A 14,019-nucleotide genomic window follows, 5' to 3' on the forward strand; every position below is an offset into this window, starting at 1 on the left:
CCCCGCCATGAAGATTGCACCCCTTGCTGCCGTCGCCGGGCTGGGCCTGACCCTGGTACTGGCCGGCCTCAGCTTCGCCGATGACGACGACCATCACGAGCGCAAGGGCTACAAGCGGCCCAAGCGCCTGTCGGTACCCAGCGACGCGCCGCTGGTGTGGAAGGAAGAATGCGCTGCCTGCCACATGCTCTATTCTCCCGGCCTGCTGCCTGCCGATGCCTGGCGCGAGCAGATGCGCACCCTGGGCGATCACTACGGCAGCAACGCGTCGCTGGACCCGGTGCAGGAAAAGGAAATCCTCGACTTCCTGGTCCGCGCCTCGGCCGTCAACCGCCTGCCGGTGGAGCCGTCACCCACCGCCGGCGAGCCGCCACGCATCAGCCAGACGCGCTGGTTCGAGCACAAACACGACGAGGTCAGCGAAGCCAAGTTCGCCCGCGAGTCGGTCGGCGGCCGCTTCAACTGCGTGGCCTGCCATCGCGACGCAGAAAAAGGCGACTTCGACGAGGACCGGGTGAAGATTCCGCGCTGAGACAAAAATAGCCGGAACATTTTGCCAACCGTTGCGTTATATCCCTGCGGCAACCCGGACGGCAGCGCATGGGCACTGCAAAAACCGAGGCGTTGGCAACGCAGCAGGTTTTAGCGGCGCCCTGCGCGGTCAGCCCAGACGAGCGCTTAATGAACGACAGCGAACAGGACCTCATCCAGCAGGCCGCGCGTGGTGATCGCCAGGCGTTCGGCACGCTGGTGCGCGTCCATCAGGCGCGGGTCTTCCACTTCCTCCGTCGCCTGCTCGGCAGCGCCGACGAGGCCGCGGACCTGACTCAGGAAACGTTCATCCGCGCCTTCCAGGCGCTCCCCAGGTGGCGCCCGGAAGCACGCTTGCAGACCTGGTTGCTGCAGATCGCACGCAATGCCGCGCTGGATGCGCTGCGCCAGCGGCAACGCCACGTCGACGTGGCGCCGGAGGAACTGGCCGAGCCGGTCGATCCGGCGCCATCGCCGCTGAGCCGGCTGCAGACCGGGCGCGATCTGGCATTGCTGGAACGCTTGCTGGCCCGCCTGCCCCACGAACAGCGCGAGATCCTGCTGCTGCGCGAAGTGGAGGGGCTGGCCTACGACGAACTGGCCGCCACGCTGCAGCTCAACGCCGGCACCGTCAAGTCGCGCCTGGCACGCGCCCGCGAGGCGCTGCTGCACGGCTATCGCCAGGCCAACGGAGGCACCCTCGATGACTGAGCATCTGGACATGGCGATCCTGTCCGCCTACCTCGACAACGAACTCGACGCCGCCGCACAGCGCCACGCCGACGCCCACCTGGCGGGTTGTCCGCAGTGTCGCGCGACCCTGGCCGAGCTCGACGGGCTCGGCCAGGGCTTGCGTGCGCTGGCCAGCCCGGAGTTGCCGGCCGAGTTGCAGGCGCGTCTGCAGCGGCCCTTCGCGCCGCCGGTGCGCAGCGGGTGGGCCCGGCACTGGGCACAGGGTATCGGCGCCGCGGCGTCGATCCTGCTCGGCCTGCTGCTCGGCTATGCGCTGCCCGGCCAGCCGCCGGGCAGCTCACCCCGCCACGACCTGCTCGCCGTCCTCGGCAGCACCCCACCTGGCGCGCTCTGCGCGCGCCCCGAATTCTGCTACCTGAAGGTAAACCTGAAATGAGCAACACCACCCTGCGCAACGCCCTGGTCCTGTCCGTGCTGGTCAACGTCGGCGTGCTCGCTGGCCTCGGCTGGCAGAAACTCAGTCGCGATGGCCTGCCGATGCCCTCTGGCGCACCGACCGAGCTGTCGCGCGAGCTGCAACTGAGCGCCAGCCAGCTGCAGCGCTGGCACGATGCCGAGGCGCCGTTCCTGGCCTACCTGCGCGCCTCCAACGCCAGCCTCGGCGAACACCGCAACCGGCTGATCGAGGCGATCTTCGCTGAACAGGTAGACCGCGCGGTAATCGACGCCGAGCAGGCGAAGATCGCCGAACTGCAGAACGAACAGCAGCGCCTACTCATCGACCAGCTGCTGCAGGAGCGCGAGATCCTCGAACCGCAGCAGCGCGCGCGGCTCGCCCAGGTGCTCACGCAGCAGTCGTTCGGCGCCGACAGCATCGAGCAATTGCACCGCAAATGACGGATTGCACGGCGCGATGGAACAAAACCGTCGCGCCTGCGTTAGAACATCAGGAGCCGCACTTCGCCGGCTCGCTCAATGGAGTTCTATCGATGATCCGCAAACCCCACGCTCTCGCCCTCGCCATCATCCTCGCCGGCACCCTCGGCCACGCCGGCACCAGCCTCGCCGCCACCAGCCATGACCACGGCCACGGCGAAGGCGCGCCGGCGCTGCAACTCGATGCCGGCAAGCGCTGGGCCACCGACGCGCCGCTGCGCCAGGCAATGGGCACCATCAACAACGATATGCGCCAGGCGCTGCCGGCGATCCACGAAGACCGTCTGCCCGCCGCCCGCTACGGCGAACTGGCCGAGACGGTGCGCGGCCAGGTCGCCTACATGGTGGAGAACTGCAAGCTGAGCGCCGAGGCCGACGCGCAGCTGCACCTGATCATCGCCCAGCTGCTCGCCGGTGCCGACGCCATGAGCGGCGCCCCGGCCGGTCAGCGCGACGGCGCGGTGACGGTGGTCGGCGCGCTGGGCGACTACGCCACTTACTTCGCCGACGACAGCTTCAAGCCGCTGGAACACTGATCGACCGCCGCGCTCAACCCTTGTCCGGCCGTGCCGGCGGGGCCGCTTTCACCGCGAGCGGCACCTCGGCGGCCACCGCTTCCGACTCGCCCTCGCCGCTGCGATCTCCGCTGGTGTTGGCCAGCAGGCTGGCGGTGGCGGTCTGCAGGTAGGCGTGCAGCTGGCGCAGCAGCTGCGGCTGATCCTCGGCAGCGGCGATCCGCTCGCCAGCCGGTTCACCGCCCAGGCGATAGCGATACAGCCGCGCCGGCTGCTCCTTGGGCTGTACCAGCACCCGATCACCGCGGATCAGCGCCACGGTCTGGTCGCTGCCCGACGGCTTGACGATGCCGAAACCCGGATCGTCCGCCGGCAGGCTGAGCAAATCGCGGCCCCAGCATTGATGACGCACCTCGCCACCGAGGCGGCCCATGATGGTCGGCACCACGTCCACCTGCGTACCGACCACCTCGCGACGGCTGCCGAAACGCTCGGTGACGCCCGGGGCGATCAGCAGCAGCGGCACGTGGAAGCGCAGCAGATCCATCTCGGTGACTTCCTCCGGCGCGCCGAACCCGTGGTCGCCGACCACGACGAACAAGGTCTGCTTGAACCAGGGCTGGTTACGCACCTTGTCGAAGAACTGCCCCAGCGCCCAGTCCGAATAACGCATCGCCGTCAGATGCTGATCCAGCGCGCCATGCCCCTCGACAGCAGCGACCGGCAACTGCTCGGGCAGCGCGTACGGCGTGTGGTTGGACAGCGTCTGCAGCAGCGCATAGAACGGCGCGCCGTTATCCAGCTTGCCCAGCTCCTCGGCGGCGCGGGTGAACATGTCCTGGTCGGAAACGCCCCAGGTCGGGTCGGAAACCACCGGATTCACGTAGTCGTTGCGGCCGACGAAGCGCTTCATGCCCTGGTTGCCGAAGAACCCCGCCTGGTTGTCCCAGGCGAAATCGCCGTTGTAGACGTAAACGTCGTCGAACGCCCGCGCACCGAGCAGCTGCGGCAGGCCGGAGAAGCGATGGCCGCCTTCGGGCGTCTGCATCAGGTACTCGAAGCCCGGCAGGTTGGGAAAGCAGGCCATGCTGGCGAACATGCCCTGGTGGGTGTGGGTGCCGTTGGCGAAGAAGCGCTCGAACAACAGCCCCTCGCCGGCCAGGCGGTCGAAGTTCGGCGTGATGCCGTCGGCACTGCCGAGCGCGCCGACATAGCGGCCGGCGAAGCTCTCCATGAGGATCACCACCACGTTGCGCACCGCCAGCTGGCCGTCCGCCGGCGGCTGGAAGTCACGGCGCACCGGCGCCAGCTCGGCATCCACCAGCCGGTCGTTGGCGGTCAGCAGCAGCTCGCGGGTGATCGCCTGCGCATCCGCCACCGGCAGTGTCGCCTTCCAGCTGTTGTCGCGATGGCTGGAGAAGCGGTTGCGCGCCGCATCGTAGAGCGACAGCGTGGCGTTCTGACCAAGGTGGTTGGCGAAGGTCGAGGCGGTGGTGAAGGCATCGCCCCAGCGCAGCGGCGGGCCCTGACGCAGCGTGCCGCGCGCGGCCACCACACTGACCACCAGCAACACGCCGAACACCGCGAAGCGCGCCGGCCAGCTCGCGCCGCGGCGGGCCGGCGCGCTCGCCAGGCTGACCGGAGCGGCACGGGTGCGGCGCTCCAGCCAGCCGAACAGCGCGAACAGCGCGGCGCTCGCCGCGAGCCAGGCGGCCAGCAGCCGCAGCACCGGAAAGCCGTGCCAGAGCATGCTCAGCACCGTAGCCGGGTCTTCCTGCAGGTACTGGAACACCAGGCTGTTGAGGCGCTGGTGAAACTCGCGATAGAAGTTCAGCTCGATCAGCCCGAGCAGGATCGCCACGCTGGCGCAAACACCCAGCCATAGCTGCTGCAGCCGGCGGGCGGCCATTGCCCGGCTACTGAGTACCGCGAGCAGCAGCGGCACGAGGATGTACACCGTCACCCGCAGGTCGAAACGCAGGCCGTTGCCGAACGCCTCGACGAAGCTGGCCAGCGGTGTACTGCCGATCAGCTCGCGGTTGAACAGCAGCAAGCCCAGCCGCAGCAGCGCAAACAACGCCAGCAGGGCCAGCGCACTGGCGAACGTGAAGCGCAGGTGCGCGGCCAGGCCATTGAAGCCGGACGCCGCGCGCTCTCGAGCAGGGCGTCGCAAAGAGGAAAGCATGGGTACGTCCTTCAGGGGATGAGGATCACCGCCCAGACCAGACCGATCAGGCACAGCGCCAGCAATTGCGCGGCGCTTCCCATGTCCTTGGCCTGTTTGGCGAGCGGATGCAGTTCGAAAGAGATGCGGTCGACCGTCGCTTCGATGGCCGAGTTGAGCAGTTCGACGATCAGGCCGAGAAACACCACGGCAATCAGCACGGCGCGCTCGACGCGGCTGACGTCGAACAGAAACGCCAAGGGAATCAGCAGCAGATTCAGTAGCACCAGCTGGCGAAACGCCGCTTCGCCTCTATAAGCGGCCTTGAGACCTGCAGCCGAATAGCCGGACGCGTACCAGATGCGCGCCAGTCCGCTGCGCCCCTTCAGCGCCGCACCGTCGGCCGGCACGTCGACGCTGGCCACGGCATCGGTAGCCGCGCAGGTCGGCTCAGATGACATCGCAGCGCAACTCGCTGAAGGTGCGGTGGGCGGCCAGCAATCGTTGCCAGTCCTGTTCCGGCATGGCCTGGCGATGACGCTTGAGCTGGCGCAGGTCATGCCGTGCCGCGGCGCTGCGCCGCAAACGGCGACGACTCTTTTCCAGATCGAGCAGCGCGACTTCGACGCTGGCCGCGTCACCTTCACCCTGAACCCTGATGAAGATGTGCTTGGGGTAGCAGCAGCCATGCTGCCAGCGTGCCTGATGAATGCGCGCCAGGGTGATCCCGACCGCCGCTAGCATGCGCTCCTGTACCGTCGGACCGAAGCGCCCCCCCAAGTCCTGTTGATACCAGTCCTCCAGGCTGACGAAGCCTTCCAGCTCCGCCGTCATCAGCAGCGCCTGCCACTGCCCGGCCTGTTGTCGCGTGCCGCAGTAGACCAGTTCCGGCACCTGCACGCCGAGCCGGGCGAATGCTTGCAGCGCCTGCAATTCGCGCAGCACCGTGGGCCGGCCGAACGGATGCAGCAGCGAGCGATACAGGTGGCCAATCTGCCGTTTGCAGTACAGCAGCGGCTGCTGCGGATCGCGCAGCCGTATCCGTTGCACACCGCTTTCGCCGGCGCGGCGCTGGTTAGGTTCCTCGACCCATTCGCCCTGGGTGTTCCACCAGCGCTGGAAGGTGCTGGTACGCGCTTCGCGGGCCGGCAGTACGAGTGGTCGGCTCATGTTCAACCCCGCTTGCGCAGCACGTAGACCCGCCACATGGCGTAGCCCGGGAGGAAGTCATTGCGGTCGAGGATGTCGAAGCCGGCCTCGGCGAATTCCGTCTCGATCACCGAGCGCGCGACGACGAAGCGGTTCTGGTTGTCCTTCGCCGGCCGGCGACGCTCCAGGCGCTTGCGCTTCCAGGCCTTGTAGTTGCCATCGACCCACAGCGAGACGATCAGCGTGTCACGGGTGACGCGGTGGAACTCACGCAGCATCGCCAGCCGGTGCGCCGGGTCGGCGATGTGGTGCAGTAGGCGCATGCAGAAGATGTTGTCTACCGCGTTGTCACCCATGTCGATGGCGAAGGCGGAGGTCTGGAAGCTCTCGACCCGATAGAGGATTTCCCGCGACTGCGAGGCTTCGGCGATCGCCAGCATGTCGGCCGAGTTGTCGGCGGCAAAGATCATCCGGCTTGGGTGCTCGGCCAGCAGCGGCCAGAAGCGCCCGGCGCCGCACGGCAGGTCCAGCACCAGATCAGGATCGCCGGCGATCTTCAGTGCGCGGCGCGCCATCTGCTCGTCACGCCAGTGCGACAGCCGCCGGGCCAGGCCATCCTGATGCTTGTGCAGGTATTCGTAGGCGTGCTGGCGATCGTATTTGCGCGAGAACTCCAGTTCGATGGGGCTCGATGTGGTCATGGCGGGCATTCCGGTTGGAAACGGAACGCCAAACTAACCAGACAGACATCAAGGGCCCGTCAACGGGATGTGAAAAAAACGTCAAACAGCGCCGTCATGAAAGCGCACCTGAAAGCAGCTGCCCTGCGGTTGCCGCGGCACCACACCTACCTGCCAGCCCTGGTGCGCGCAGATCCGCTTGACCAGCGACAACCCCAGCCCCAGCCCTTCGCCGCGCCCCTCGGCACCCCGCACGAACGGCTGGAACATGCGCTCCTGCTCCGCCAGGGGAATGCCCACGCCGCTGTCCTCGACGCGAAAGCCAGCGTCGTCGAGGACCAGCCGCACCGTGCCGCGGTCGGTGTAATGCAGTGCGTTGCGCAGCAGGTTGGACATCACCGTGCCGAGCAGGGTGTGGTTGTAGACGCCGCGGTCCTCGCCCTCCTCCAGCAGCTCGAAGGCCAGGCCCTTCTCCGCCAGCAGCGGTGCCCAGCGCTCGCTCTGCTCGGTCGCCACGCTCCGCAAGCTGGCGTCGCCGGCCAAGGACGTCTGTTGCGGACGCGCCCGCGCCAGCATCAGGAAGGTTTCCACCAGCTCGTGCATTTCCCGCGCGGCGCGCTGGATGCGCGCCAGCGGCGGTCGCTGCGCGGCTGGCGACAGCTCGGCCTGCTGCTCGAGGAGCTCGCAGGCGCCGAGCACCACCATCAACGGGGTGCGTAGTTCGTGGCTGACATCGGCGGTGAACAGCCGCTCGCGCTCCAGGGTCTGGCGCAGCTGGCCGAGGGTGCTGTCGAACGCCGCGGCCAGATGGCCGACCTCGTCATCGGGATACTGCAGGGCCAGCGGCGGCGCCAGCGGATGCAGCTGGTCGCGGTGGCGCACCTGGTTGGCCAGGCGGCTGACCGGTGCCAACACCCGGTTGGCCATCAGCCGCCCCAGCGCCCAGGCGCCGAGCACGCTGAGCAGAAAGCCGGCCAGCACGACGTTGAACAGCGCATCCTCACGGGCCTCGAACTCGTGCTGCTCCTGCACCAGCACGTAGCGGTCAGCGCCGACATTGCGCACATAGACGTAGTAGGCATCGTCCCCGCGAACCAGCTCGGTGAACCCCTCGCCGAGCCCGGCAAACGCCTTTGGCATCGGGCGCTCGGGCAGATGCGAGGCGAAGAAGTGAGTGCTGGTACCCAGCTGCGGTGTTCGTCCGTTTGGCAGATCCTCGTTGAGCACGATGTCCAGGTCGCGACTCAACTCCTCGGTGACCAGCTGCTCTTCGATGAAGTGCACCACGCCAACGATGCCGAGGGCGAACGCACCGCTCACCACCAGCGTCATCAGCGTGAAGGCGATGACGATCCGCCGCGCCAGCGGCTGCTTAGCGAGCATCGCAGTCCTCCGCCAGGCGGAAGCCAAGGCCGTGCACAGTATGCAGCAACGGCTTGTCGAACGGCTTGTCGAGCACCTGGCGCAACTGGTGGATATGGCTGCGCAACGCATCGCTGTCCGGCACGTGATCACCCCAGACGGCATCTTCCAGCGCTTCGCGGCGCACCACCGCCGGGCTGCGCTGCATGAGGATCGCCAGCAGCTTGTGGCCGATAGGGTTGAGGCGAATCGGCTGGCCACCACGACTGGCTTCCAGGGTGTCCAGGTCGTAGCAGAGATCGGCCACCTGCAGCTGCCGGCGACGCGATCCCTGGCAGCGACGCAGGATCGCCTCGATACGGGCAACCAGCTCGGACAGCGCGAAGGGCTTGATCAGATAGTCGTCGGCACCGGCCTGCAGCCCCTTGATGCGGTCAGGCAGCGCATCGCGGGCGGTGAGCATGATGATCGGCGTATCGCGCCCGGCATCGTCGCGCAGGCGCTTGCACACCTGCAGCCCGTCGATGCCCGGCAGCATCAGGTCCAGCACGATCAGGTCGTAGTCCTGGGTGGCGGCCAGGTGCAGACCGCTGAGGCCATCCTGCGCGCAGTCGACCACGTAGCCCTTGAGCTCAAGGTAGTCCAGCACGTTGGCGAGAATGTCACGGTTGTCTTCGATGACCAGGATGCGCATCGCTGGGGTACTCGCTAGAAGTTTCGGAACGGCAGACGCTGCTTATTACGCCTGCGCGCGGCGCAGAACATAGCCGAGACGATGTGAAAAAAACGTCGCCTCGCCAGCCCCGCATTTAGCCCTGTGAATCACCCCGGGTTTCGTGGAGGCCTCAACTCTTGAGAAGATGAGGCCATGAGAAAGACTACTACCTACTCCCCTGAAGTCCGTGAGCGTGCTGTGCGCATGGTTCTGGAACACCTGAACGACTATCCGTCCGAGTGGGCAGCCATTGAGGCCATCGCTCCGAAGATTGGCTGTGCCGCGCAAACCCTGCATGGCTGGATTCGTCGCCAGCAGACCGATGCGGGGCAGCGCCCCGGTCAGACCAGTGAAGAGCGCGAGCGCATCAGAGCCCTAGAGCGCGAAAACCGCGAACTGCGTAAGGCAAACGAGATATTGCGCCTGGCCAGTGCGTATTTTGCCCAGGCGGAGCTCGACCGCCGCACCAAGTCCTGAGGGCGTTTGTCGATCAGCATCGTGACCGTCTCGGGGTCGAGTCGATCTGCCGCGTGTTGCAGATCGCCCCGTCCGGTTACCGCAGGCACGTGGCTCAACAGCGCAACCCGGCACTGCGCTGTTGTCGTGCTCAGCGCGATGACGCATTGACCCTGGAAATCCAGCGAGTGTGGGATGCCAATATGCAGTGCTATGGCGCGGTGAAGGTCTGGAAGCAGCTGCGGCGAGAAGGCATCGAGGTCGCCAGATGCACGGTGGAGCGGTTAATGCGTCGGGCCGGATTGCAGGGCATTAGACGTGGCCAGATCGTGCAGACAACGGTGGCCGGCGACAAGGCCCTTTGCCCGCTGGATCGTGTCCAACGCCAGTTCCATGCCGACCGCCCGAACCAGTTGTGGGTGTCGGACTTCACCTATGTATCGACCTGGCAGGGCTGGCTGTACGTGGCGTTCGTGATCGACGTCTTTGCACGGCGGATCGTCGGCTGGCGAGTCAGTACCAGCATGAAGACAGACTTCGTACTGGATGCCCTAGAGCAAGCCTTGTATGCCCGTCAGCCGCATTGCTCGGGTGGTCTGATCCATCACAGCGACCGTGGAAGCCAGTACGTCTCGATCCGCTATACCGAACGGCTGGCAGAGGCCGGCATTGAGCCTTCGGTTGGCAGCAAGGGAGACAGCTACGACAACGCCTTGGCCGAAACCATCAACGGGTTGTACAAGGCCGAGCTGATTTACCGTCAGTCATGGAAGAGCCGCGAAGCCGTCGAAATGGCGACTTTGAAATGGGTGCACTGGTACAACCACCAACGCCTGCTGAGCTCAATCGGATATATCCCGCCTGCGGAGGCTGAGGCAAACTTCCACCAGCAACAAGCAGGTCAGGCCATGGCGGCCTGACTTAAACGAAACGGCCTCCACAAAACCCGGGGCGATTCACTCTAGAGAGTTCTAGCCCCTTCATTGCGAAGCTGGAAAATTCCTTGCTCTAATGGTGCACCTACGGGGGCTGGCAGGCCTATTCAACCTCACCGGTGTGCGGCGGCCGAATACCAGCCATTCGATAGTGTGCCGAGCGGGTGGGTAATAGAGCAGGTCACTTTGAACCGAAACAGGGGCAGCGCCACAGGCCCCTCACTCACCGCTGCTTTTTTCCAGTTGCCCAGCTACAGCCTTATTCCGATAGTATGCAGTACCTCCCAGAACCCGGTTGAAGTCAGGAGGTCCCTGCCAATCCCTTGGTACACCAGTGGACTTAAGCAGGTTTTCTGAGTCCACGCCGTTTCTTAAAAACTCCTCCAAGTCCCACTCAAAAAAACTGACGAGGGTTTGAAAAATAGTGTTCGACACGCTGGAAACCAGACCCAGGCTTCCAGTGTTCATCGGAAGTTTTAGCCTCTTCATATCGGCAAGAGCACAAATTAGCCTTCTCAATCGAAAGTGCCAAACAGACTCCATGAGGAGTTCAGCCTGCTGAGAAGCCAAGGGGAATCTACGTTTACGTAATTTTGGGCAGGGAGGTAAACGCACGGGTAGGAGTTTCTGCAGATTACTGAGATTAACCCGCTTCTGTCCTTTGGAAATTCGATAAAGATCCTCAGCACCCGCTAGAAGAACGGCAGCAAACGCGCTGTCTCGGGGATCGCTAACCTCCTCGACTACTTCAGGTACGTGCTTTGGCGTACTGAGCTTCTCCATCAACCATGCGTTGTCGTGCTCCGTAAGCCAGCGGGTGGCTTGGTAAGCGTTATCCCAGAGATACCCCAAATCGACATTCGCTCGTACAGCCAAGATCGTGTCTATTTTCTGACGATGCTGCGCCTTCCTACCAAGCTGAGGCTTTTCCAACTTTAAACGTAATTTTGCACCTGCCGCGTGCTGAAGAATGAGTTCTTTCTGCAAGGCGGACTCAAAGTCATCCGCGCTCCCAAATAAATGCTGCGCAATGATCATATGCCGGGCGAGGGGCATATCCATCTGGCCATTGTAAAATCTAAACCGTATCCATTGATCGTGTTTACCTGCTTCATAAGCTTTGTCCATTCGAGACAGGGCTTCATCTCCATATTTCGTGCGGATACTGTCAAATAGTTTCGCAGTACCAACAAGGTTTCCGTGTACGAAACCTCGCTTTCTGCATTGTCGTACATAACTTGCACCTAACGTTTCACAACTCATTAGCGGAAACTTACGCTGCAGTACTTCGTAGGCGAACTGCGCAAAATTCTTTTCCAGCACAGTGCCCTGCCTAACTGTCGCAGGATCGAGAGCGCTCCAGCCGCATACACACGGATCAGTCGGATTTGGAAGTAGCCGAAGCTTACGGAAGAACGGGTGAGAGCATTTGGGGCACGCGTGAATCAGCGGCTCACCATGACGCCAGCAGACTGACACACCAGGCAAATGGTGTGAGCGATGCCAGTATGCGTACCCCGTTTCAAGCAGATCCTGCTGCACACAGGTGGAGCAGAGCTTAGCCTTCCCGTGGACCGCACCCTCTCGGCGGGGAATACGAGCCACCCCAAATAAACTGGAGCCTGCTGGGGCATTCTCCACCCCTTGGCTGACCCCTAGAAAGGGCCTGTAAGCTGGAAACATCGTATTGGTACAGATCAGCTCGTCGAGATTGCTTTCTGGATCACCAGGTAGTCTGGCAGCAAGCACTTCAATCTGCTTTGGCAGGAGCCCTACGCTGAAGGGTGCCGAGCCAAACAGGTCTTGGAAGGTTTCAGCTGCAGTCCTGTTACCTGAAAGGAAGTGGTAGCGCGTGATACGAGAATGCAACATCTCGTCCGGCATGGACATGGGGAAAAATAGCAGATCAGACATCGATAATTAACTAACGAGATAATGTTTGGAAGTACACGCATTCTGCGACGCGGCGTATTTTTAACACATAACATAAGGTTTTACAGAGTAAGTATATTAAAAGCACACGAAAATATGGCGAACAGGAGCCACACCAATTTTGCACTCTCACACTTTTTTGCGAAAAGCAGTTAACTCAGGTTTGCACCAGCAATATCATGAGCCACACCCTAATGAGGGTCTTACGAAGGCTCACACTTTCTTAAAAATATGTACGAAGAAAAGTGAAACAGTGCCGCGCAGTGGTGCACGTGACTACGGTCTGATGCAAGCAGTCCGATACAATGCTGACCGGGTTACGCTTCGCTGCTCGTCTGCCAGCTTCTCCTTGGCCCATTGCAGGCGACGAACGTGAAACTCCTCAATAGACTCGCACGTCTGCTCCAGTGCTCTGGCGCAAAGGGGTAGCTTGGAGAGTTGTTTCTCAAGGCGTGAAAGGACATGCAGCTCTCGCCCTATCCTAGCGCGAGAGATCAAAATAGGCTTTCCCGATCCTGCTCGAAGGCGCTGCGCACAGCACCTGATCTGTTCAGCAAGATTCGCGTCGAGAGTAGCGAATGTATCGGTGTTATCAGCGCGGCTTGTATGAGCACCTGCATGTTTGGCGATGCAGCCTGAGAGCCAGTTTCGATCATGGCGATACAGCCACATGTAATCTTTGCATTGGTGAGCTTGCAGGCCCCGATATTCAACCTCGAAAGTTGCTCGGCGCCTGAGGCGCTTGCTTTGAAATCTTGCGTCTTTCCAGACCTGCGAGCCGCCATCGACGGCACGAATGGTTCGATACACATACACTTGGGAGACTCCAAGCACAGAGGCGATCTGCCGAGCCTCGCACCCTGCAAGTGCTAGCTCCCAAACAGCAGCAGGTAAGCCTTCTAGCCCCTCTAGCAGGGCCTTAGAAAGTTTCGCTTTTGGGTAGCCGACACCAGTTGGCGATGATCGCTTAACAGCTGGCGTTGATGGTTTGTCGCTGCACTGGAGATGAGCCAGATCAACCCCAAGGGCGGTGGCCAGCACAATGTATTTGAGTGGGTGGTGCGTATGCCTTGGCCTCCGTAGCAGCTTGGTGACCCAAGTCGCGGGTAGATCTGCGGGTGACTCTCCTAGAATCGAGTATTCCCAAGCTGCAGGCAGAGCGTTGAAAACGCCGGCCATATGTGCGGCCAAACGGCATAGATCCAGCCGGTGCGATGCGCCATGGGTCAGGCCTAACTCTACAGCTCTTTGAACAAGGCAAGAGCGCACTGCAGTGGGTGAAAGAGGTTTGAGGTCTAGCGCAAGCAATTGCATTGATCGGAGCGCTATTTGACGCAGCACTGGATAAGCCTCCAGATCAGCATCGACCTGATATGAATGAGCTTGTACATCGTCTTCGTCAGGCAGGTGGAGCTGCCATGAGTTGCGGCTATACCAACTGGGATCCACCACCTTGAGCGAATGGCCGTGGTGGGGACATACCAATACACCGGGAAGCTGGTGAACACGGTGCCAGTACGCTGCGCCAACCCGAACGATATCCTCATTGAGGCAAGCAGGACAGAATCGTACTCTCGAAGCGACCTCGATCCGACTGGCGTTGACTCCTAATTTCAGCATCAGCCACTTGCCGGCCCCGGCCATTGAGGTACGAGCATGCCGCACCTGATCGTCGGTGAGAAAGGGCGCGTAATAGGGCAGAACGGTATGGCATGTAATTATTTTGGATACCGAGAGATCCGTGGCAGGTGGAAGTGACTCGGCTAAGTCACCCAATCGACAGGGAAACGCTACGTTCTGTGTGTATGAGATTGCAGCCCTATCGCCAGCGAAAGCGGCTTTTCGGCTATGCCCGCCACAAAGCCGGGCATAGCGGGATAGGACACTGTGAAGCGTCTCGTCGGGGAACGCAGCAGGGAAGAAATGGAATTTCAGCTCCATTACACGACCC

At 62.7% G+C, this 14,019-nt stretch carries 14 protein-coding genes and 1 other annotated feature; of the genes, 6 read left to right on the forward strand and 8 right to left on the reverse strand.

Going from position 1 to position 14,019, the window contains the following annotated elements:
* Nucleotides 1-7: 7 nt before the first annotated feature.
* From GYM54_RS13810 to GYM54_RS13830, 5 genes are all read left to right on the forward strand, one after another.
* Entirely contained in the window at nucleotides 8-532 is a 525-nt protein-coding gene (locus GYM54_RS13810; RefSeq protein WP_064481054.1) for a diheme cytochrome c, read from the forward strand.
* 149 nt (nucleotides 533-681) lie between these two features.
* Nucleotides 682-1,242 (forward strand): RNA polymerase sigma factor, encoded by a 561-nt coding sequence (locus GYM54_RS13815; protein WP_064482713.1) that lies wholly within the window; start codon nucleotides 682-684, stop codon nucleotides 1,240-1,242.
* Nucleotides 1,235-1,660: an anti-sigma factor gene (locus tag GYM54_RS13820; protein WP_064481055.1), complete on the forward strand. Its 426-nt coding sequence runs from the start codon at nucleotides 1,235-1,237 to the stop codon at nucleotides 1,658-1,660. The genes GYM54_RS13815 and GYM54_RS13820 overlap by 8 nt, the downstream gene beginning before the upstream one ends.
* Nucleotides 1,657-2,121 carry a periplasmic heavy metal sensor gene (locus GYM54_RS13825; RefSeq protein WP_064481056.1) on the forward strand — a complete coding sequence of 155 codons (465 nt, stop codon included), beginning with the start codon at nucleotides 1,657-1,659 and terminating at the stop codon, nucleotides 2,119-2,121. The genes GYM54_RS13820 and GYM54_RS13825 overlap by 4 nt, the downstream gene beginning before the upstream one ends.
* Nucleotides 2,122-2,213: 92 nt before the next feature.
* The gene (locus GYM54_RS13830) at nucleotides 2,214-2,696 is read left to right on the forward strand and encodes a hypothetical protein (protein ID WP_003302065.1); all 483 of its coding nucleotides are present in this window, start codon (nucleotides 2,214-2,216) and stop codon (nucleotides 2,694-2,696) included.
* A 13-nt stretch (nucleotides 2,697-2,709) separates the two neighbouring features.
* On the opposite strand, the gene GYM54_RS13835 is transcribed toward GYM54_RS13830, so the two are convergent.
* The 6 genes from GYM54_RS13835 to GYM54_RS13860 all read right to left on the reverse strand — a co-directional run bounded on the left by GYM54_RS13835 (nucleotide 2,710) and on the right by GYM54_RS13860 (nucleotide 8,724).
* On the reverse strand, nucleotides 2,710-4,860 hold the full coding sequence (locus GYM54_RS13835) for an LTA synthase family protein (RefSeq protein WP_064481057.1): 2,151 nt from the start codon (nucleotides 4,858-4,860) through the stop codon (nucleotides 2,710-2,712).
* Nucleotides 4,861-4,871: 11 nt separating this feature from the next.
* Nucleotides 4,872-5,300 (reverse strand): diacylglycerol kinase, encoded by a 429-nt coding sequence (locus GYM54_RS13840; RefSeq protein ID WP_046617841.1) that lies wholly within the window; start codon nucleotides 5,298-5,300, stop codon nucleotides 4,872-4,874.
* Nucleotides 5,290-6,009, reverse strand: coding sequence for a lipopolysaccharide kinase InaA family protein (locus GYM54_RS13845; RefSeq protein ID WP_064481058.1), 720 nt, complete (start codon nucleotides 6,007-6,009; stop codon nucleotides 5,290-5,292). The genes GYM54_RS13840 and GYM54_RS13845 overlap by 11 nt, the downstream gene beginning before the upstream one ends.
* A 2-nt stretch (nucleotides 6,010-6,011) precedes the next feature.
* The gene (locus GYM54_RS13850; protein ID WP_064481059.1) at nucleotides 6,012-6,689 is read right to left on the reverse strand and encodes a class I SAM-dependent methyltransferase; all 678 of its coding nucleotides are present in this window, start codon (nucleotides 6,687-6,689) and stop codon (nucleotides 6,012-6,014) included.
* A gap of 81 nt (nucleotides 6,690-6,770) precedes the next feature.
* On the reverse strand, nucleotides 6,771-8,051 hold the full coding sequence (locus tag GYM54_RS13855) for a HAMP domain-containing sensor histidine kinase (RefSeq protein WP_197446133.1): 1,281 nt from the start codon (nucleotides 8,049-8,051) through the stop codon (nucleotides 6,771-6,773).
* The gene (locus GYM54_RS13860; RefSeq protein WP_064481061.1) at nucleotides 8,041-8,724 is read right to left on the reverse strand and encodes a response regulator transcription factor; all 684 of its coding nucleotides are present in this window, start codon (nucleotides 8,722-8,724) and stop codon (nucleotides 8,041-8,043) included. Before GYM54_RS13860 ends, GYM54_RS13855 begins: the two co-directional genes overlap by 11 nt.
* Before the next feature lie 174 nt (nucleotides 8,725-8,898).
* On the opposite strand from GYM54_RS13860, the gene GYM54_RS13865 reads away from it, so the two are divergent.
* Nucleotides 8,899-10,121, forward strand: a protein-coding gene (locus GYM54_RS13865; RefSeq protein WP_076611849.1) for an IS3-like element ISPst4 family transposase whose coding sequence is annotated in 2 segments (ribosomal slippage) — nucleotides 8,899-9,184 and nucleotides 9,184-10,121 — 1,224 coding nt in all. Because the reading frame shifts where the segments join, the coding sequence is not laid out codon by codon here.
* Nucleotides 9,177-9,293, forward strand: a sequence feature (AL1L pseudoknot). (Overlaps the previous gene by 117 nt.)
* A gap of 234 nt (nucleotides 10,122-10,355) precedes the next feature.
* Here the strand turns inward: GYM54_RS13865 and GYM54_RS13870 are convergent.
* Both GYM54_RS13870 and GYM54_RS13875 read right to left on the reverse strand, forming a co-directional pair.
* Entirely contained in the window at nucleotides 10,356-12,050 is a 1,695-nt protein-coding gene (locus tag GYM54_RS13870) for a TniQ family protein (protein ID WP_023121733.1), read from the reverse strand.
* A 294-nt stretch (nucleotides 12,051-12,344) separates the two neighbouring features.
* Nucleotides 12,345-14,009: a TnsD family Tn7-like transposition protein gene (locus tag GYM54_RS13875; protein WP_023121734.1), complete on the reverse strand. Its 1,665-nt coding sequence runs from the start codon at nucleotides 14,007-14,009 to the stop codon at nucleotides 12,345-12,347.
* Between the last annotated feature and the right edge of the window lie 10 nt (nucleotides 14,010-14,019).

It is taken from the genome of Pseudomonas sp. MTM4, assembly GCF_019355055.1.
In the GTDB taxonomy this organism is placed as follows: domain Bacteria; phylum Pseudomonadota; class Gammaproteobacteria; order Pseudomonadales; family Pseudomonadaceae; genus Stutzerimonas.

Excerpts from the sequence above, each read along its gene's own strand:
- GYM54_RS13810 (WP_064481054.1), top strand. The coding sequence starts at position 8 with ATGAAGATTGCACCCCTTGCTGCCGTCGCCGGGCTGGGCCTGACCCTG.
- GYM54_RS13815 (WP_064482713.1), top strand. The coding sequence starts at position 682 with ATGAACGACAGCGAACAGGACCTCATCCAGCAGGCCGCGCGTGGTGAT.
- GYM54_RS13820 (WP_064481055.1), top strand. The coding sequence starts at position 1,235 with ATGACTGAGCATCTGGACATGGCGATCCTGTCCGCCTACCTCGACAAC.
- GYM54_RS13825 (WP_064481056.1), top strand. The coding sequence starts at position 1,657 with ATGAGCAACACCACCCTGCGCAACGCCCTGGTCCTGTCCGTGCTGGTC.
- GYM54_RS13830 (WP_003302065.1), top strand. The coding sequence starts at position 2,214 with ATGATCCGCAAACCCCACGCTCTCGCCCTCGCCATCATCCTCGCCGGC.
- GYM54_RS13835 (WP_064481057.1), bottom strand. The coding sequence starts at position 4,860 with ATGCTTTCCTCTTTGCGACGCCCTGCTCGAGAGCGCGCGGCGTCCGGC.
- GYM54_RS13840 (WP_046617841.1), bottom strand. The coding sequence starts at position 5,300 with ATGTCATCTGAGCCGACCTGCGCGGCTACCGATGCCGTGGCCAGCGTC.
- GYM54_RS13845 (WP_064481058.1), bottom strand. The coding sequence starts at position 6,009 with ATGAGCCGACCACTCGTACTGCCGGCCCGCGAAGCGCGTACCAGCACC.
- GYM54_RS13850 (WP_064481059.1), bottom strand. The coding sequence starts at position 6,689 with ATGACCACATCGAGCCCCATCGAACTGGAGTTCTCGCGCAAATACGAT.
- GYM54_RS13855 (WP_197446133.1), bottom strand. The coding sequence starts at position 8,051 with ATGCTCGCTAAGCAGCCGCTGGCGCGGCGGATCGTCATCGCCTTCACG.
- GYM54_RS13860 (WP_064481061.1), bottom strand. The coding sequence starts at position 8,724 with ATGCGCATCCTGGTCATCGAAGACAACCGTGACATTCTCGCCAACGTG.
- GYM54_RS13870 (WP_023121733.1), bottom strand. The coding sequence starts at position 12,050 with ATGTCTGATCTGCTATTTTTCCCCATGTCCATGCCGGACGAGATGTTG.
- GYM54_RS13875 (WP_023121734.1), bottom strand. The coding sequence starts at position 14,009 with ATGGAGCTGAAATTCCATTTCTTCCCTGCTGCGTTCCCCGACGAGACG.